Source organism: Dehalobacter sp. (assembly GCF_030063005.1).
Classification (GTDB): Bacteria; Bacillota; Desulfitobacteriia; order Desulfitobacteriales; family Syntrophobotulaceae; genus Dehalobacter; species Dehalobacter restrictus.
This window is the reverse complement of record NZ_JAPDHR010000013.1, coordinates 38523-57899: the sequence shown is the minus strand read 5'-3', so window position 1 is coordinate 57899 and position 19377 is coordinate 38523. Positions and strand designations below refer to the sequence as shown.

The 19377-nt window shown below is 45.9% G+C and carries 19 protein-coding genes and 1 pseudogene; 2 read left to right on the top strand and 18 right to left on the bottom strand.

Annotated features, from left to right (window positions below):
- Window positions 1–202: 202 nt before the first annotated feature.
- A pseudogene (spoIVB, locus tag OKX56_RS03795) lies at window positions 203–1303 on the bottom strand (SpoIVB peptidase); the annotation flags it as partial.
- A 231-nt stretch (window positions 1304–1534) separates the two neighbouring features.
- Here spoIVB and OKX56_RS03790 point away from each other — a divergent pair.
- Window positions 1535–2554 carry a lysylphosphatidylglycerol synthase transmembrane domain-containing protein gene (locus OKX56_RS03790; protein WP_019225574.1) on the top strand — a complete coding sequence of 340 codons (1020 nt, stop codon included), beginning with the start codon at window positions 1535–1537 and terminating at the stop codon, window positions 2552–2554.
- Between the two features lie 80 nt (window positions 2555–2634).
- On the opposite strand, the gene recN is transcribed toward OKX56_RS03790, so the two are convergent.
- The 11 genes from recN to xseA form a co-directional block, all read right to left on the bottom strand.
- Window positions 2635–4305, bottom strand: a complete 1671-nt coding sequence (gene recN, locus OKX56_RS03785; protein WP_019225575.1) for a DNA repair protein RecN — start codon at window positions 4303–4305, stop codon at window positions 2635–2637.
- Window positions 4306–4357: 52 nt separating this feature from the next.
- Window positions 4358–4807, bottom strand: a complete 450-nt coding sequence (gene argR, locus OKX56_RS03780; protein ID WP_019225576.1) for an arginine repressor — start codon at window positions 4805–4807, stop codon at window positions 4358–4360.
- Window positions 4804–5442, bottom strand: coding sequence for a tRNA 5-(aminomethyl)-2-thiouridylate-methyltransferase MnmM (gene mnmM / locus OKX56_RS03775; RefSeq protein ID WP_242871495.1), 639 nt, complete (start codon window positions 5440–5442; stop codon window positions 4804–4806). Before mnmM ends, argR begins: the two co-directional genes overlap by 4 nt.
- Window positions 5402–6220, bottom strand: a complete 819-nt coding sequence (locus tag OKX56_RS03770; protein WP_019225578.1) for an NAD(+)/NADH kinase — start codon at window positions 6218–6220, stop codon at window positions 5402–5404. Before OKX56_RS03770 ends, mnmM begins: the two co-directional genes overlap by 41 nt.
- A gap of 4 nt (window positions 6221–6224) precedes the next feature.
- A complete protein-coding gene (locus OKX56_RS03765; protein WP_025205487.1) occupies window positions 6225–7043 on the bottom strand; it encodes a TlyA family RNA methyltransferase in 819 nt (272 codons plus the stop codon).
- 59 nt (window positions 7044–7102) lie between these two features.
- A complete protein-coding gene (gene dxs, locus OKX56_RS03760; RefSeq protein WP_019225580.1) occupies window positions 7103–8977 on the bottom strand; it encodes a 1-deoxy-D-xylulose-5-phosphate synthase in 1875 nt (624 codons plus the stop codon).
- 1 nt (window position 8978) lies between these two features.
- Complete coding sequence (locus tag OKX56_RS03755) at window positions 8979–9557, bottom strand: hypothetical protein (protein WP_019225581.1); 579 nt, start codon at window positions 9555–9557, stop codon at window positions 8979–8981.
- Between the two features lie 76 nt (window positions 9558–9633).
- The gene (locus OKX56_RS03750; RefSeq protein WP_015042532.1) at window positions 9634–10092 is read right to left on the bottom strand and encodes a divergent PAP2 family protein; all 459 of its coding nucleotides are present in this window, start codon (window positions 10090–10092) and stop codon (window positions 9634–9636) included.
- An 87-nt stretch (window positions 10093–10179) separates the two neighbouring features.
- Entirely contained in the window at window positions 10180–11046 is an 867-nt protein-coding gene (locus OKX56_RS03745) for a polyprenyl synthetase family protein (protein WP_019225582.1), read from the bottom strand.
- Between the two features lie 15 nt (window positions 11047–11061).
- Entirely contained in the window at window positions 11062–11298 is a 237-nt protein-coding gene (xseB, locus tag OKX56_RS03740) for an exodeoxyribonuclease VII small subunit (protein WP_019225583.1), read from the bottom strand.
- On the bottom strand, window positions 11295–12542 hold the full coding sequence (xseA, locus tag OKX56_RS03735) for an exodeoxyribonuclease VII large subunit (RefSeq protein ID WP_019225584.1): 1248 nt from the start codon (window positions 12540–12542) through the stop codon (window positions 11295–11297). Before xseA ends, xseB begins: the two co-directional genes overlap by 4 nt.
- A 179-nt stretch (window positions 12543–12721) precedes the next feature.
- On the opposite strand from xseA, the gene OKX56_RS03730 reads away from it, so the two are divergent.
- Complete coding sequence (locus tag OKX56_RS03730; RefSeq protein WP_019225585.1) at window positions 12722–13240, top strand: ferredoxin domain-containing protein; 519 nt, start codon at window positions 12722–12724, stop codon at window positions 13238–13240.
- Window positions 13241–13395: 155 nt separating this feature from the next.
- On the opposite strand, the gene OKX56_RS03725 is transcribed toward OKX56_RS03730, so the two are convergent.
- From OKX56_RS03725 to OKX56_RS03700, 6 genes are all read right to left on the bottom strand, one after another.
- Entirely contained in the window at window positions 13396–14349 is a 954-nt protein-coding gene (locus OKX56_RS03725; RefSeq protein ID WP_025205486.1) for a magnesium transporter CorA family protein, read from the bottom strand.
- Between the two features lie 854 nt (window positions 14350–15203).
- Window positions 15204–16592 carry an NADPH-dependent glutamate synthase gene (gene gltA, locus OKX56_RS03720; protein ID WP_015042524.1) on the bottom strand — a complete coding sequence of 463 codons (1389 nt, stop codon included), beginning with the start codon at window positions 16590–16592 and terminating at the stop codon, window positions 15204–15206.
- 2 nt (window positions 16593–16594) lie between these two features.
- On the bottom strand, window positions 16595–17437 hold the full coding sequence (locus OKX56_RS03715; RefSeq protein ID WP_015042523.1) for a sulfide/dihydroorotate dehydrogenase-like FAD/NAD-binding protein: 843 nt from the start codon (window positions 17435–17437) through the stop codon (window positions 16595–16597).
- A 268-nt stretch (window positions 17438–17705) separates the two neighbouring features.
- Window positions 17706–18659 carry a Kae1-like domain-containing protein gene (locus OKX56_RS03710; protein WP_015042522.1) on the bottom strand — a complete coding sequence of 318 codons (954 nt, stop codon included), beginning with the start codon at window positions 18657–18659 and terminating at the stop codon, window positions 17706–17708.
- Window positions 18656–19078, bottom strand: coding sequence for a transcription antitermination factor NusB (gene nusB / locus OKX56_RS03705; protein ID WP_015042521.1), 423 nt, complete (start codon window positions 19076–19078; stop codon window positions 18656–18658). The genes OKX56_RS03710 and nusB overlap by 4 nt, the downstream gene beginning before the upstream one ends.
- Before the next feature lie 23 nt (window positions 19079–19101).
- Complete coding sequence (locus tag OKX56_RS03700) at window positions 19102–19371, bottom strand: DUF2273 domain-containing protein (protein ID WP_015045111.1); 270 nt, start codon at window positions 19369–19371, stop codon at window positions 19102–19104.
- Window positions 19372–19377: the final 6 nt, after the last annotated feature.

Sequence of the window (19377 nt, the reverse complement as noted above, 5' to 3'; positions counted from 1 at the left end):
GTTTCCAAAGATACGCCGAAAAAACATATAAATCCAATTCTGTTACTCTTCGACAAGAATTTACCAATTCCTTCTGATCTATTGGAAAAATATATATATTCAGTATCAAGTACCATTTTTTATAATAAGAAAATATAAGCATGCATGTACTGAAGAAACCGCCCTCGCGGGCGGCTGCAGCTTTACTTATTATACCTGATTCGTCTATCATCTTCTCAATAAATATTCCGTATCCCCGGGTAGAATCATTGACAAATACATGCGTAACGGCGCCAACAATTTTGCCATTTTGAATAATCGGGCTGCCGCTCATACCTTGGACGATCCCTCCGGTTTTTTCCAGTAATTCCGGATCGGTGATCCGGATAATCATGTTTTTGTTGTCAGTCCGGTACTGCATAATTTTTTCTATTTTAATGTCAAATTCTTCGATGGTATTGTCTTTTAAAACCGTATAGATTTTGGCCGGCCCAACCTCAACCTCGGATTTCCAGGCTATAGGCACAATGGTACTGAAATACGGATTCCGGACTTCACCTTCATAAATACCAAATATCCCGCTGCCTGAATTCTTAGCAATTTTACCGGTGAAATTTGACTGAAGCATAAACGTACCAATTTTTTCTCCGGGGTCTCCTCTTTGACCTTTTTCAATGGAGTAGATTGTGGATTCGACGATTTTGCCGTCACTTAATTCAATTTGGTTATTGGTATCAATATCCGTGATGACGTGTCCCAAAGCCCCGAATATTTTCGTATTGGGTTCAATAAATGTCAGAGTTCCCACTCCTGCAGCCTCGTCCCTGATAAACAGCCCTACCCGATATCGTTGGGTTTCTGAGCAGAATACCGGCTGAATCTTTTTCTCCAGAATTTTTTCTTTGTGTTTGATCTCAAGCACAATGGTTTTGTTTTCTTTGCATTTTTTATCGATTTCCTGTGCTACCTGAAAATCATTCGTTGCTGTGATGCCATTAATTTTTAAAATGATGTCCCCGACTTCTATTCCAGAATCCTTTGCAGGATAAGACTGTTTGCCTTCCTTGTTCGTGATCGGAGCATATCCTACGACCAAGACTCCTTTGGTCTGCAAGGTCACTCCAATGGATTGTCCGCCTGGAACAACGGATGGCCGTGCTTTATTGACTTCCTTGCCTGCTGAAAAAAAATCGAGATAATTAATTACCGGGTAAAAACGACTGGTTTCTGTTTTCTGATAGAATCCTGCAATTTGTTGAATACTAAGGGTAAAAACGAGGAGAATTCCTATTCGGAAAATAATACGGGTTAGTTTTTTATGCAAACCGTTTTTTCCCTTCAGTTTTTCACCCTCCTCACGTATTTTTTTCTCTGCAGAGATACAATAAAATTTTTTATTGCAGTATTAGATTTCCCTTATAAAAAGGTTTCATCCTGTGAAATGTTTTCTAGGATTTCTTAAATTTATGGCGAAATAAACAAATGACAAAAGCTAGCACTCTTGTCATTTGTTGGGTTATAATAGGCTTTACAATGCTTATAAAAGGAAACAAACATGAAAAAAATATTTGTAAATTATTTCTTTACAGCCCTGGTCATTGCAGTGACCGTCTGGATATTGATTTCCAGTTCAAAATTTAGTATTATACCTCACCTGATCGCCATAACTGATGGAGGACTGTTATTCCTGGCATTTGTCTGCATGGTCCTTTTTTGGTTTTTTGATGCGTTAATTATTAAAGTGATTGTTGAGATCTCTGATCAAGGTATCCGTTTTTGGCAGTATATGAAAATAGCGCTGATCGGACAGTATTATAGTTCCATTACTCCTTTTTCTGGAGGAGGACAGCCTGTCGCGCAGGTCTATACGATGAAAAATGACTATAAAATCCCGCTGGGGCTGGCTTCATCCGTCACGATCAATAAATTTACGATCTATCATATTATTGTGACTGCCTTCGCCTTGGTTATGGCTATTTTTAAGTATGATTTTATCTTTGAGCAGGGTGCTGTCAGCAAAACCTTCATTGCTATAGGTTTTATGATCAATATCATATCGACGCTGGCTCTGCTTTTGCTCTGTTACAACAGTTTGATTGTGAAAAAGGTCTTCCTTCTGATCTTAAGACTGCTTCATAAAATCAAACTGGCCAAGAATATGAACGATCAAATCTTTTCCAGACATATTGAGGAATACAGAAGTTCTCTGCGCTTGTTCCTGAGAGACCGCAAAGCTCTGCTTCTAACCTGTCTCTATACGTTGATTCAAGTCATCGTGTACTTTTGCGTAACCTATTTTGTCTATCTGTCATTTGGTTTAAGAGACGCGTCCCTGTTTGATATTCTTGCTGTGCAGTCTTTGCATTACATGGCGATTAATTACATTCCGACGCCTGGAAATGCCGGAGCATCCGAGGGAGGATTTTACCTGATATTCGGGCTGGTTTTCCCTTCCAGTGTTATGATCTATGCGATCATGCTCTGGAGATTCATCATCTATTATTTAAACTTGTTCGTAGGCGGGATTGTCGTACTGATCGATTACCTTTATAAACAAAACTTAAGGAAGTCGTAAAGGAAGCCCGTATTTAAAAAGTACCCTGTTATCGCTTTTGTATGCGAAATAACAGGGCACTTTTTTTATTACATTTTTAACTATTTTTTGGCCTGCTGCCATAATTCCTCCGCAAGGCTTAGCGCGACTCTTTCACCGCCAAGCATTCGGGCCATTTCCTGGACCCTTTCACTTTCGCCAAGCCGATTGACTTTGGTCTGTGTCCGGTCTTCCACAACGACTTTATCAATGCCAAAATGGCTGTCGGCAAATGCCGCGATAGGGGCCGAGTGGGTAATGCAGAGCACTTGTCTGTTCTCAGATATTTTTTCAAGCTTTTCAGCGACCTTCATGATCGTTCTGCCGCCGACTCCGCTGTCCACTTCATCGAAAACAAACGTATCCACAGTTTCCACTTTCGATAATAAGCTTTTGAAAGCCAGCATGATCCTGGCCATTTCTCCGCCTGAAGCCACTTTGGCCAAAGGCTTGGGAGGTTCTCCGACATTCGCGGAAAAATAAAATTCGATCTGTTCCGCACCTTCGGGCGACGGTTCGGTGACTGGTGAGAATATGATTTCAATCCTGGCCTCGTTTAGTCCCAAATCGAGCAATTCGTCTGCCAGGCCCTTTTCAATTCGTTCAGCCTGGATCCCGCGGTTCAGGCTAAGTTCCTCCGCCAGATTATTATACGTTGTCAGCGCTTCTTTCTTTTCGCGCCGGATATTTTCCTTTTCATCCTGAAGATGGGTAATTTCTTCAAGTTCTTCTTCCATTTCAACCCGTCTTTCCAAAACAGCTTCAATCGTATACGCGTATTTTCTGAGCTTCCCGAGATCAATCAGGCGGGTTTCAATTCCGTCAAGCCTTCCCGGTTCAAAATCCAGCTTGTCTTTATACGACCGCAGTTTGGTCACATAATCTTCGAGACTAAAATAGATTTCTTCAAGGTTCTTATGCAGCTCCTCAATCTCAGGATCAAGCGCCGAGAGTTCCCCCATTTTTTCCGTGGCTGACCCAATCATATCAAAAGCAGAATCAGAGGCTTCTTTGGTTCCGGCATATAGTTCATCATAGGCTTCATTGACAAGACTGACGATCTTCTCGGCATTCAGCAGAAACTTTTTCTCCTGTTCCAGAGATTCCTCTTCCCCGGAAACCGGTGCAATCCGGTCAATCTCCTCAATCTGGTAACGCAGTATTTCTTCCCTTTTCTCCCTGTCCCGCTCCGAACGCAGGAGTTCTCTTTCTCTGGACATGGTGTTCCGGTAATTGACAGCCGCGTCCCTGACTTGTTTCAGCAGTTTTAAATGCTCCTCGCCGCCGAAACTGTCTAAGAGCTCCCTTTGGGTTTCGGCCTGCAGCAGTGACTGGTGCTCCATCTGATCGTGAATGTCTACGAGTCCTTCACAGAATGTCCGGTACAGGGATAACGGGACGGTTCTGCCCTGAACACGGCAGACATTCCGGCCGGAATCATTGATTTCCCGATACAGAAATAGCAGATCATCTTCGAGCGGATATCCTTCGTCCTGCAACATTTCAGTCAATTTCAGCGGCAGATTGGAAAAAATCCCTTCCACACACGCTTTGTCCTTGCCATGCCGCAGAAATTCATTGCTGGCTCTTCCGCCCAGAAGCAAACCCAGCGCATCGACCAGCATGGATTTTCCGGCTCCTGTCTCCCCAGTAAAAACAGACAAGCCTTTATCAAAAACCAAATGGACATCTTCCATCAGTGCAAAATCTTTGATGCGAAGTTCTACGAGCATAGGTCTCCTCCTCTTTGCCATACGCAGTCAATCCATGATTTTAAGGCATGGTTCAGCTCAGTTCGGTTAGTCTTTCCAGAATGATTTCTATTTGTTCTTTAGGTTTGATCAGAAGAAAGATGGTATCATCACCGGCTACAGTGCCGATCACTTCTTTCCAGCCAATATTGTCAAGCAGCAACGCCATCGCCTGCGCATTTCCCGGTATGGTCTTGATCACAATGATGTTTTCGCTGCTGTCGAACGAGATCACGACTTCCTTGAACATTCGTTTCAATCTTTCCTGATACCCGGGAGGATGCGCTTCAGCCTGAATGGCATAGCGGTATTCATCGTCCGAGCCGGATATCTTGATCAGACCCATCTCCTTGATATCCCGCGAAACAGTGGCCTGTGTGACATGAAAGCCCTCTTCGAGCAGCCTTTGCGCTAATTCTTCCTGCGTTTTAACCGGTTCATTGGTAATCAGTTCCTGGATTTTTTTCTGACGGCGGCTTTTCATGAATGATCACCTCTGTTCTTCTGAATTGTTAGCCAATATGGAGATGTCTCACCTTGATTTAGATACATTCCCTGCAGGACATGAAAATCCTTCTTGGACAGTTCTGCTGCATAGGCATTCAGTGTATTTGCTTCTTCCAAGCTGCGGCTGTGTCCGCGATAGACGGTCAACATGATGGCCCCTTTGGCAACCAGCAGCTTCAATGTATCATTTACCGCCCGAAGCGTTGTCTCCGGCCCGGTAATGATTGTCTGACTGCTCCCGGGCAAATATCCGAGATTAAAAACGGCAGCTCTGATTCCTTGCGGAACAAGGCGCCCAATCTCTGTGTGACTCTCCTGGAATAAGGCTACCCTGTCGAGCATCTTATGCGCTGCGAGCAGTTCCCGGGTTGATTGGATAGCTTCTTCCTGAATATCAAACGCAAACACCCGGCCTTCAGGACCCACGCATTCCGCCAGAAAAAGGGTGTCCTTGCCGCGTCCTGCCGTAGCATCAATCACCTGATCTCCCGGCTGGATAAGGTGCTGCAGATACATTTTTAACATTGTCTGCGTATTTTCGATTCCCTTCGGATTAAAGACACCGTTCATCTCATGATTCATGCCAGCGGTCCCGGAGTTTCTCCCGGACAACCTTCGGGAAGCTCCTTCCTCCAAGCCGGATAAATCTTGCTTTGATCGGAGCCGTCTCAATCCGGACCGCATCTCCGGAATTCATGGTCGTCAGATACTTCCCGTCGACGGTCACCCGGCATTTATTGCCTCTGGTCAGACTGATATCTATTTTTTCCTTGTTTGATATGACCATTGGCCGGGACGAAAGCGCATGAGCAGCCAGCGGCGTGATCAGCATGGCCTGAACATCCGGACTCACAACAGGTCCGCCGGCTGAAAGTGAATAGGCGGTCGAACCTGTCGGGGTTGCAATAATCAAGCCGTCCGAAGGCGGACTCGCAATCGGTTCACCGGAAAGCTTGACCTGAAGCGTTATCAGCGTCTCTTCACTGTCCCGGATAAAAACGACATCATTCAGAACCATATCCTGCTGTTTCTGACCGTCTTTGAAATATGAAGTAATCATCATGAGTCTCTCATCGACCGTATATTCATTGCGCAGCACCTTTTTTAAGGCAGAATAGATTTCGCCGCGCTCAACCTCGCATAAAAAACCAAGCCGGCCGTAATTCACGCCGAGAACCGGGATGTTGAACCGGGCGGCTTCTCTGGCAGCTTTCAAGACTGTGCCGTCTCCGCCAAGGGAAAGTACAAAATCAACATCTTCCGTAATCTCCTGGTCCCATTCCGGTACAGTTTCCCATCCCTGACTGTTGAACCAATTAATCAGCTGAGGGGTGATGCTCTCTTTCGTAATTTTAGAATGGTTAATCCATATCCCTACCTTATTTCGCATCCGTTCACTCCGTTCCTGCCTGAGCCTTCAGAACAAGCTCATTCAGACAAGGATTCCAGTCGAATACCGCTGCCTCTTGCTCATTTCCCTTGCGGAGCCAGGCTAAAAATTCTATATTTCCTTCGGGACCGCGAATTGGCGAAAAATCTAGTCCCTTGACCAGAAATCCTTGTTTTTGAGCTTCAGACAGGACGTTTTGCAGAACCCCCCGGTGGACTTGCGGGTCTCTGACAACACCGTTTTTGCCGACATTCTCTGGACCGGCCTCAAATTGCGGTTTGATGAGGACCAGCCCCTGTCCGCTTTCTTTCAGAATCGCTGTCATCGAGGGAAAAATCTTGGTCAGGGAAATAAATGAAACATCACATACGATCCAGTCTACTTTTTCCGGGAGACTGTCAGCAGTCAGGTAACGTGCATTGGTTCTTTCCAGGCAGACCACTCTTTCGTCACTGCGCAGCCTCCATGCCAGCTGACCGTAGCCGACATCGACCGCATAGACCCTGGAAGCCCCATTCTGCAGTGCACAATCTGTAAATCCACCGGTAGACGCCCCAATATCGGCAATGACCTTATCCTTCAGATCCAGCTGAAATACGTCCATCGCCTTGGCCAGTTTCAGACCTCCGCGCGAAACGTAAGGATGGATCTCTCCCTTGACAATCAGGCCCGTATCTTCTTCCAGCATGATGCCTGGTTTGTCAAGACGAAGATTGTCCTTATAGACTTTTCCGGCCATAATTAAAGCTTTAGCTTTTTCTCTGCTTTCAACCAATCCTTTTTGGACCAGAAGAAGATCGAGTCTGGATTTATTTTTGGCCACGATATGCCCATCCTTGCTCTATATCTATTTAAAATCATTAATAAATCGTTAATAAATCATTAACATCTATTCTTCATCAGTTCTCTGGAAACACTGACAATATGCTCAATTGTAAGGCCGCAGTCTTGATGGAGAAGCGGAATTGCCCCGTGTTCAACATAATCATCATATCCTATCCGTTCGACTGCTGTACCTTGAATTCCTTCTTCTTCGAGAACTTCCAGTACCGCGCTGCCCATCCCTCCGGCGAGGATATGGTCCTCAACCGTAACCAGCCTCCCTGTTTTTTGGACCTCAGCAGTCACCATTTCCCGATCGATCGGATTGATAAAACGCAAATTAATCACACCGGCCTGAATACCTTCAGACTCCAGCTGCTTAGCAGCCTCCATACAAAAATTGACAACCGGCCCAAAACCGATCAGGGTAATATCCTGGCCCTCTCGCAGCAGTTCCGCTTTGCCTTTCGGCAATGTTTCGAATTCCTTATCAATCTTCACACCGACACCGGCCGACCTCGGGTACCGGACAGCTACCGGGTTGTCCAAGGTGAGCGCTGTATGAATCATATGTTTAAGTTCATTTTCATCTTTCGGTGCCATCAAGGTGAGGTTCGGGATCGTTCTGAAAAAAGAGATATCGAATATACCATGATGCGTCTTCCCGTCCTCGCCGACGACGCCGGCCCTGTCGACCGCAAACACGACCTTGGCGTTTTGCAGGCAGACATCATGCAGGACCTGGTCATACGCTCTCTGATAGAACGTGGAATACATGGAAACAACCGGTTTCAGTCCCTCCAGCGCGAGTGCCGCAGCAAAAGTTACCGCGTGCGGTTCGGCAATTCCGACATCAAAAAATCTTTCGGGGTAATTTTGGCCGAAATTGTTCAGACCTGTCCCCGATCCCATGGCTGCCGTAACTGCAACGATCCTGTTATCCTCTTCCGCCAATTCACAAATGGTCCGTCCAAAGACTTCCGTATAAGTCGGCGGCGCATTCTTTTTAACCATTTCACCCGTTTCTTTGGAAAATGGCCCTACCCCATGGAAGATATCCGGGCTTTGCTTGGCCGGCTCATACCCATTGCCCTTACAGGTCTTAATGTGAACCAGAACCGGACCTTTTTTTTGTTTGGCCTGATGGAGAACCTTTTCCAGTGCCGCAATATCATGTCCATTAATTGGCCCGAGATAGGTCAGACCCAGCTCCTCGAACAACAGACCGGGTACCAAGAAATATTTAATGCCGTCTTTAGCCCTTCCGGCTGCTTTGGCCATGGAGGAACCAATACACGGGATATTTCTTATGAACTTTTGGACATCTTTCTTCCTTCTGTCGTAAGATGGATCTGTCCTGATCTTGTTCAGATACGAGGACATTGCGCCGACATTCTGGGAGATAAACATTTCGTTGTCATTTAAAACAATAATTAAATTGCTGTCGCTGTTACCGGCATGATTCATCGCTTCATAGGCCATCCCGCCGCTCATTGCCCCATCACCAATCACAGCAACAACATGATAATTTTCCTTCTTAATGTCCCTGGCTTTGGCGAAGCCCAGTGCAGCTGAGATGGAAGTGCTGGCATGTCCGGTATCAAAACAGTCGTATTCGCTTTCCTCTCTCTTCGGAAAACCTGCCAAACCGTGAAATTGCCGGATCGTCTTAAAAGCGTCCTTCCTTCCGGTTAGAATCTTATGAACATAGGCCTGATGACCAACATCCCAGATAATCTTGTCGGTTGGGGTGTCAAATACTCTATGCAGCGCCAGGGTCAGTTCCACAACGCCGAGGTTTGATGCCAGATGACCGCCATTCACAGAAATAATATCTATCATCTCCTGACGGAGTTCTTCGGCCAGAACTGTCAGGTCACTTTCGTTTAAGCTTTTCAGGTCGGTCGGAGAATCAATTTTGTCCAGAAGCCGCAAATTATTTTCCTCCTCGTTTATTTTTTGTCATGCTCAGTCCAGTTACCTTTTCCACACTGGCAATCACTCTGCCGGTCATATCAACAATCCGATTTGCTTCGTTAATCGCAATGGTTTTGCCCCAGGCCTTTCCCGTCACAGTAAGCGAAGCAATCAAGGCCAAAATCAACACATTTAAAAGTACCTTCCAGGTACTTAAAACAGAAAATTTAGCGATTAAGCTTAAGATAATGGTCGCGCCCATCGCCCCGCTTAATGTTCCCGTGATATCACCGACAATATCATTGGCAAAATTGGCGACTTTATCGGCGTGTTTGATTAAATAGACAGACTGCTTGGCACCAAAAACTTTTTTGGCTGCCCTGGCATGGTGAGGCGCTTCATCAGCAGCTGTCACCGCAATACCGATGATATCAAACAGGATTCCGACCGTAATCACAACCATGAGCAATATCCAGGTCAGGCTTACCGAAAAAAACCTTAAAAAAGCCTCTGTTCCACTTCCCAGAAGTGAAGCAATAAAAAACGTGGCAATAAATACGGTAATAATATAGCGAACACTTTGTTTCTTGCGAACCAAAAGTCTATCCTGCCTTTCTAATCCTATACCCCGTGCTCAAAATAACGACATGAGAATGCGCTGCATTCTGGCGTCACTAAAAGATCAAACCGACTGCGCAGCCTAGAATTGCGCCGCCAAACACTTCAAAAGGCGTATGACCGATTAGTTCCTTAAACTTTTCCTCTTGAATATTATAACCTAAAAAATCTGTCGGGTGCTGCCGCATCCATTCCACAAGATAGTTGATAATTCTGGCATGATTTCCGGCTGCGCGCCGGACACCGGCAGCATCATACATGACAATAACAGCCAGCGTAACAGCAATCGCAAACAGAGAAGATTCCCAGCCATCGGTTTTGCCAATGCTGATGGCCAAGGCACAGACAATCGCTGTATGAGAACTTGGAAATCCACCGGAACTTGTCAGAAGATCAAAATCCCATTCCTTCTCAATCACAAAATTGATCAGGATCTTTAAAAATTGGGCAAGTATCCAGGCAAAAAGCGAAACCCACATGATATTGTTGTTCAATATCGAAGAGACTGGGTTCATGGAGATGAATCATCCTCTCTCATCCTGATTAATTTTTTCTATCATGATGATGTTTCTGTCATTGTTCCCGTCATTCGTCATTTTTATCTAGTTTGTTCTTTCAGCGGTGTAGTCAGCCAGCGATAATAAAAACGCTGCTTTCGGGCCAAAACAAGATAGGGATTCTTTCGCCAGAAAGATCGTTTTTTCCAGTTGTTCCCTGGCCCCCTCAAGCCCCAGCAGCGACGGATAGGTTGGTTTGCCGGATCTCTGGTCCTTACCGGCGGATTTACCGATAACCGCACTTTCTCCTACAACATCAAGAATATCATCTTTGATTTGAAAGGCTAATCCCAAGTATAAAGCATAGCTTGTCAGGATTTCAATCTCCGGTTCCGATCCTCCGCCTAGAATTGCGCCAAGACGAGCTGAAGCCTTCAGAAGAGCGCCGGTCTTTAAATGATGGACCTGCTCGATATCAGCCAGCGTACTGTTTTCTAGGTTTCCAAGCGTATCCAGGCTCTGCCCGCCGACCATGCCCTGCCAGCCCGCGGCTTGAGCGGTCTCTCTGATGACCCTTAATTTATTCTGAGCCTCTATTGCCGAAGGTCCGGCCAGCAGCTCAAAAGCAAGCGTAAGCAAGGCATCACCCGCCAAAATGGCTCCCGCTTCTCCGAACACTTTATGGTTAGACAGTTTACCTCGGCGATAATCATCATCATCCATGGCCGGAAGATCGTCATGAATCAGGGAATAGGTGTGGATAAGCTCGATCGCAGCTGCTTCTGACACAAGCTCTTCCGGACGGCCGCCGACAAGCTCCGCACAGGCCAGAGCCAATACGGGCCGAATCCTTTTACCTCCGCCGACCAGGGAATAGTTCATACTCCTGGCCAGGATATTCCGATCCAGCGGCAAATGATTGAGATATTGTTCAACCATCTCCAAATAGTCATGATAGCGTTCTTTAAACATTTTCTGTCTGTACTCCTAATCTTGATCGGTTACAACCAGTTCGCCTTTACTATTTTCCAACAACACTTTGACCTTTGCTTCGGCCGAATCCAGAAGGCCGTTACATTGTTTGATCAGCTTAACTCCTTCCCCAAACAAGTCCAGGGACTGCTCGAGCTGCACATTGTTCTGATCCAGATCATTAATGATTTGCTCCAGCCTTTCAATCCCTTTATCGAAGGTGAAGGCTTCTTTATCGCTATTCTTTTTCATGGTAACCCTCTCTTGACGTTTGAATCGTTTGAAGCTTGAAGTTCTTCTATATCTGTAACTTCGCAGATTAATGTCCCGTCACTGAGCCGCACGGATAAAGCGTCCCCTGCTGCGGCCTGTCTTACCGTTTTGATTAATTTCCCCTCGATATCATAGGCTAACGAATATCCTCTTCCCAGTATATTTAAGGGACTTAATAAGTCAATTTTCGCGCTTAACAACCTAAGTATACCATTTTTTTCTGTCAGAAATCCAGTCATTCCCTCGACAAGACGCGTGGAGAGATAATCCAGATTCTGTCTGGACTGTTCGACACGCCAGCCCGGGCGGGCCAAAGCAGAGTTGGACATCAGTTCTTCCACTTTATGCCTTTTGGTTCGCAGAACGCTTTGGATCCTTTGTGTGAGTTTTTCTTCATAATAACGGATACCGTCTTTCAATTCGTTAAGGACCGGAATGACCAATTCTGCAGCAGCTGACGGCGTCGGTGCTCTTAAATCGGCAACAAAATCCGCAATCGTATAATCGACTTCATGACCGACAGCAGAAACCACCGGTATGCTGGAAGCGGCAATGGCTCTTGCCACCTCCTCAGTGTTGAAAGCCCATAGTTCTTCCAGGGAACCGCCTCCCCTGCCGACAATCAGCAGGTCAATCTCTCCGTAATGATTGGCCCGCTGAATAGCTCGGGCGATTTCTCCCGGTGCTGCCTCACCCTGAACCGCAGAAGGAATAATGATTAAAGAAACCAATGGATTGCGTCTTCGGGCAATGTGCAAGATGTCCTTCAGCGCTGCTCCGGTAGAACTGGTCACAATGGCCACCCTCGAAGGAAATCTTGGAATCGGTTTCTTTTTCTCTGCGGCGAACAGTCCTTCGGCAGCCAAGCGGCTCTTTAGCTGTTCAAATGCCAGGTATAAAGCACCGAGGCCGCTCGGGTAGATTTCTTCCGCATACAGCTGGACGCTGCCGTCTTTTTCATAAAGACGGATACTTCCCCGGATCGACACCTTCATTCCGTTTTGAGGCTGAAAACCGGCCGTCAGATTCCTGGTTTTAAACATTACGGTTTTAATGCCGGCTTCTTTATCTTTCAATGTAAAATACCAGTGACCTGATGGAATATGATCTTTAAAATTAGATATCTCGCCTGTCACCCAGCAATTCCATAAACCGTTATGTTTTTTCAGCGCGTCATTGATTTCCCGGTTGACTTCCGATACTGTCAGTATTCTTTCAGTCAAATCAGTTCCACCTCATTTAAATACCCTTTAAATATCCTTGTCAATCTTAAAAATATGGATATAATGGCGTGCAGATTTTTACAAAGTTCTGGTAATTCGTTATAATAATAGTACTATTATACTTACAAAATACCAAAAACACTAGAACAGCGCACAATTTTGAAGGGAGAAGCAGAAATATGGAAATTATGAAAACAGTAGCAGAGCTTATGGCTTTGTCCGCAGTCACTGCTCCGAAAGCAAAAGGACAGGATTACATAAACGTAAAGGTCATTACAGAATCATCTGTACTGACTTATCTGGCCGATGAAATGTCGAAGTGCAGCGAGGAAAACGGGAAGAAATTTTTCAACCGTGATGCTGCCAATATACGTAATTCTCAGGCGCTGGTTTTACTGTCTCTGAAGAATGCCAAACATGCCGGCTTAAACTGCGGCGCCTGCGGCCATCCAAACTGCGCGATGCTCGAAGCTGTCGCGCAAGGGCCGGAATTTAACGGTCCGCTTTGTCCCTGGCGCCTGATTGACCTGGGTATTGCGCTCGGATCAGCCGTAAAGACAGCCGGAACACTCAACGCGGATAACCGCATCATGTATTCCGCAGGCGCCGTTGCGAAAAAAATAGGGTTAATTGAGGGGGATATCGCTGTCGCAATCCCGCTGAATGCGAGCAGCAAAAACATCTATTTTGACCGGTAATGTTCTGTTCTTACTTAGTCATTTTTGTAAAGAATCTTTTGTATTCGTATACTGCTGATAGCTCACAGACTATTGGTGGTATTTTTTTATCATTTTTCCCGAGCAATAGGAAAAGCGCCTCAAATGAAGCGCCATCTTAGACTGAATATCTTTTCTTATAATATCTTCCTCCGAATCAGGATATATACCGCAGTTCCCGTAACCAGCGCAGCAATCGCCACGACGAAGCCAAACCCATATGGATTTGAATCGCGGAAAGGGACATTGACATTCATTCCCCAGAAACTTGCGATCATCGTCGGAATCGCTAAAATAATCGTCATCGACGTTAAGAATTTCATGACCATATTCAAGTTGTTCGAAATAATGGATGCAAACGTATCTGTCAGATTCGTAAAGATCCTGCTGTACATCTCAACCATCTGAACAGCCTGATTATTTTCAATGATGACATCTTCCAGCAAATCCTCATCTTCTTCATGAATCTGAATGAGATGCCGGCACTGATTATTTGAGCGAATACGCAGCAGCCGGTCCATAACAATGCCATTGGAACGAAGCGAGGAAGTAAAGTAGGTTAAACCCTGCTGGAGATCCATCAGTTCGAATAGTTCTTTGTTTTTCATGGTTCTGCGCAGATCCACTTCAATTTGTTCACTTAACCTGCTGATTTGGCGCAGATATCTTAAATAATACGTTGCCGACTTGTAGAGGATCTGAAACAAAAACCTTGTTCGCTTGGCCGTATTGAAAGACCGCCGGTTATACTCATTAAATTCGAGAACAACGGGGTTATTTTCGAGACAGACCGTGATAATGTTTTCAGTCGTTATAACGATACCCAAAGGCAACGTGTCATAACTCGTCTCACTTAACATGACCGGTATATTAATAAGAATAAGCGCAGAATCATCTTCGATTTCAATACGCGGACGTTCTTCTTCATCAAGCGCCGCTTTAAGAAAATCAAGCGGGCAGTTGGTTTTTTCCGCAATCAGAACAAGTTCATCTGACGCGGGATTAACAAGGTTGACCCAGGCATTTCGCGTCAGGCTGTTCAGGTCATATTCCTGGTAATTAATTCCATCATTTTTATAGATTCTGAGCACAGCTTCCCCCCCGTTTTCCGCAGGAAGAAAGTCTCAGAATCCAAATGAAAAAAGCTATCTGCTTGATGACAGAACTATTTTCAATCTTCAAAAAATCGTAAGAAAACTAAGACTTTTTCCTGCTTTATACTATTGTAGATTTCTATTCCTCCGTAGGAACCGTCACCGTCCAGTTTTCTCACCTGCTTTCATTTTTAGAAAACTTGGCTGATGCCAAGCCTTTTGGCAGTCGCCTTCGTTTCACTGAAAAAAGACTCTAATGTTTCAAAAGTCTTTCGAGGCCTATAAAAAATATACTCTCTAATCAGGCATAAGTCAAACATTAATGAAAAATGACCGGCTGAACACGTACCGGCCATTTTTTATAATAATTTTTTGGACACCGAATTGAATAAAATTCCCGTTCATCCTATTGTAACTTGTCAGGTGGTCATACCACCGTCCGACATGTACAATATATCACAAATCACATGGGTATACAAGTACTTTACGTGATAGTTTTTAAATTTTTTACAATTTTTTGGATGGTGCTAAGCAATATATTCATCGTTTTCATGGTCATAGGTGAAATTCTGGGTTTTCGTTATATCCTCTTTTCATTTCTTACTGGCTTCTTTATGGAAGATGTAAGCCCAGAGGTTTTGGAATGTTAGCGTGGCTTCCCGTTTATAGCTGCGATAACGAGTGAACGGTGTATTTTGTGCGAGGCTGCAACTGCCCAAGAAAAATGCACCTCCAAATGTTCGTTTTTTTGTCCAACATTTGGGGTGCACATTAACATTGACGTCTTTTATTTAGGGCTAAGTTGTGTTACAGCCCCATAACCAATACAAGGAACAACTTTAACGGGTCAACTAGTTTGTCATTAAATACGCGTCGATCGAAGCTGCAGCCGTTTTTCCAGCGCCCATTGCGAGAATGACAGTGGCTGCGCCGGTCACGATGTCTCCGCCGGCATACACACCCGGAATCGAGGTCGCCATGGTCGTCTCATCGGCAACGATGTTCCCCCACTTGTTCAGTTCCAAACCTGCTGTCGTGGTGGTCACGAGCGGATTCGGTCCCTGGCCGATCGAGACTACGACGGTCTGCACCGGCAGGTCAAACTCGGAACCTTCAATCGCTACCGGACGGCGGCGTCCGGATGCATCCGGCTCACCCAGCTCATATTTCAGACAGGTCATGCTCTTGACATTACCGTTTTCGTCACCATTGATCGCAATCGGATTGGTCAAGATCTTAAATTGAATTCCTTCTTCTTCAGCATGATGCACTTCCTCAACACGCGCCGGCAGTTCGGTCATGGAACGGCGATAAACGATGTATACGTCTTTGGCGCCGAGACGAAGTGCTGTTCTGGCTGCGTCCATGGCCACGTTGCCGCCGCCAAGTACCGCGACCTGCTCCCCTACTTTGATCGGGGTCGCATGATTCGGGAAATCATAGGCTTTCATCAGGTTCGACCGGGTCAGAAACTCATTGGCGGAATATACGCCGTTGTAATTTTCACCTGGAATCTTCATAAAGTATGGCAGCCCAGCGCCGGTGCCGATAAATACGGCATCATAGCCGTTTGCCAGCAACTCCTGAACAGAAGTGACTTTGCCGACAACCTCGTTAACCAGGATTTCGACGCCCATATCTTTTAAGCTGTTGATTTCTTTCTGAACAATGGCTTTCGGCAGACGGAATTCAGGAATTCCGTACATCAGTACGCCGCCGGCCACATGCAAGGCTTCCAGAACGGTTACGGCATGGCCTTTGCGGGCAAGCTCAGCTGCACAGGTCAGTCCGGCAGGACCAGCACCAATGACGGCTACTTTTTTGCCTGACGGCGTTGCTTTTTCTAATTTGCTTGTGCCGTTGGCCATTTCATAATCCGCTGCAAAGCGCTCCAAACGGCCGATTGCAACCGGTTCGCCCTTTACGCCAAGGATACACTGGGCTTCACACTGGGATTCCTGCGGGCAGACACGTCCGCAAATTGCCGGCAGAGTATTTTTACCTTTTAAGATGGACGCGGCTTCGAGGTGTTCACCCTCGGCTATTTTATTGATAAACTGCGGAATATCTACCCCTACCGGGCAGCCTTCCACACATTTTGGCTTTTTGCACTGAATACAGCGTTCGGCCTCTTCTGCAGCAGTCTCTACCGTGTATCCCAGCGCAACTTCGCTAAAATTTTTCCCTCGGACAATTGGGTCCTGACAGGGCATATCATGTCGTGGTGCTTTTGATGCCATGATTATTTGCCCTCCTTTGCACACTGGCACTTGACTTTACCGTAAGCGACAGCTTCTTCGTTTTTAAAGAAGGCCGAACGTTTCATGGCCAGGTCAAAATCTACCTTGTGGCCGTCAAATTCCGGCCCGTCAACACAGGCAAATTTGGTTTCGCCGCCGACATCGAGTCTGCAGGCACCGCACATTCCTGTTCCGTCGACCATGACAGGATTCATACTGACGATGGTCTTGATGCCAAGAGGTCTGGTGAAATTCGCTACGGATTTCATCATAACGACCGGACCAATCGCCCAGATCGCATCAACTTTGATGCCCTGGTCCAAAACGGACTGAATGCCGTGCGTGACAAAACCTTTCATACCATAAGTCCCGTCATCGGTTGTAATGATGACTTCATCACTTACAGCCCGCATTTCGTCTTCGAGGATCAGCAGGTCTTTGGTTCTTGCTCCGAGAATGGAGATGACCTTGTTGCCTGCTTCTTTCAGGCCGCGCGCAATCGGATGAACCGGCGCGACGCCCACGCCGCCGCCAATGCACAGAACCGTACCGTAATTCTCGATTTCGGTGGCTTGTCCGAGCGGACCTACAAATGTAACAAAAGAATCCCCTTCCTGCATCCGGGTAATCAGATTGGATGAATAGCCTACTTCCTGGATGACGATGGTGATTGTCCCTTTATCCCGATTAAAGTCCATGATGGTCAAAGGGATCCTTTCAGATTCCTCATTTTGTCGAACAATGACAAATTCGCCGGGTTGGGCTTTCTTGGCGACTTCCGGAGCTTCTACTTCCAGCAGTGTAATAATGTCCGCCAACTGCCTTCTTTTGACTACCTTATACACGTTGTCTCCCCCTCAGGATTATTCGTTGTACCGACCAAACGGATGAATGGTCCCCTTTTCTAAACTATACAAGTATATACATCTATGTTTGGCACAGTGACACGTATTTGATACTTTACCTTGTTTATTATAAATGAACTTTTGCCTCGAAATCAAGTCTTTTAATTGTAAAATGTCCTTAGGGCTCGAAAAAACTCATTATATATCATATTTTTAGATTTTTTCTAAATCTCTTTTTTCCTAAATCTCTTTGTAGAAGATAAAACAATTAATGATTGTCCGACAGCACCGCTTCCCGCGTCAGAAGTGCGACCCCAATCGAATTATCCGAACTCCATCCCGGCTTTGCCCAAAATAATCTGGCCTGAGATTCCAGCTTCTTTTCAAGCTGATTCCTTAGATATTGATTTGAGGCTACTCCGCCGACAATCAGAATATCTCTGAGTCCGGTATCATCAACAGCTTTGGTCAAGACCTTATAAATCGTCCGGACAATACAGCCTTCCACCGCCCGGGCCAGATCGGCCGGACGTTTTTCTTCTTCGATCAGACGCTGAACTGCCGACTCGACGCCCGAAAAACTCATCTCATATCCTTTGACCGAGGAAGGCAGCAGGGAAGCAGATCCAGGCGCTGATTTTAAAGCCAGTTTTTCGAGCTCCTTTCCCGCCGGGAAAGATAGTCCCAGACGCACGCCGACCCTGTCTACAAATTGACCGGCATGCAGATCTCTGCTTCCGCCAAGAATCTGCAAACTTAGTTTTCCCGGAGAATCCTTCCGGACTTTCAATACTTCCGTTGTTCCTCCCGAAAGGTGGACAGCCAAAAAATCCGTCAAAGCAAAACCTTCGGCGGATTCCAATCCTGCAGCCAGATGTCCTTCCTGATGACTCGTCGTTACAAGCTTTACATTTAAAGCGCTGGCCAGAGATGAAGCAACCGACCTTCCTGCCAGAAAGACCGGCATATAGGATTGCTCTGCCGGACGAGGCGCCGTACTGACGCCAATGCCGGCAATTTCCGGCCATATCGTTGGCGGAACCAGAGCCAGTAGTTCCGGAAGATTTTTAATATGATTAAAAAGAGCTTCCGACTGGGCCAAGCCTTTCTCTCCCTGAGGAACTTCGAGTAGGCGTCTTTTTTCCCAGACCAGATGCTTTTCTTGATCCACCACGGCAACGGATGTCGTGTATGCGCTTGTATCAAGACCTAAGAACATCATTTTTCACTCTCGTCCATCAGCTTGTCTAAAATACCGTTAATGAATTTTGCTGAATCATCCCCGCCGAACCTTTTGGCAATCTCAATCGCTTCATTTAAAGTGACCCGCTGGGGCGTGCCGGGGCTGTACAGCATTTCATAGGCAGCAAGCCGCATCAGATTACGGTCCACATTGCCCATCCTGTCCAGAGCCCATTCGTGGGAAGTCGAAGCAAGCTTGGCATCAATATCCGTTTTGTTCTGCAGGGTTCCTTCAACCAGTTCCCTAATAAAATCTGCCGTCTTATCAGAGACGGCAAATTCCTGGATCCAATGCTGCAGGACTTGTTCCCGCTTGTCCGTTTCTCCCGTTATATCAATTTGATAAAGTATTTGCAGTGCCGTTTCGCGGGCCTTTCTTCGGCCCATTATTTTACTCATGAATATGCCTCCGGAATTTCATTCTACGTTTTATGTTTGCCCCAAAAAGGTATTCTATGTATTACTTTGCTCAGTCCGGTAGGCCAAACCCCATCATCCCAGCATTTTCCCAAGTAATATCCCCCGCAGGATAAGGCAGCTAAAAGCAGTGTCTGCCAAAATCCCAGCAAAATAAACATCAAAGCCACAAAAAAGCCAATCAAAAAACCAAAAAATTTACCAGGATGATTATCAAGACACCATAGAAAAAAAATATTGAGTTTATCCCCGATACTTCTCCAGAAATTGCTCATCTCTCC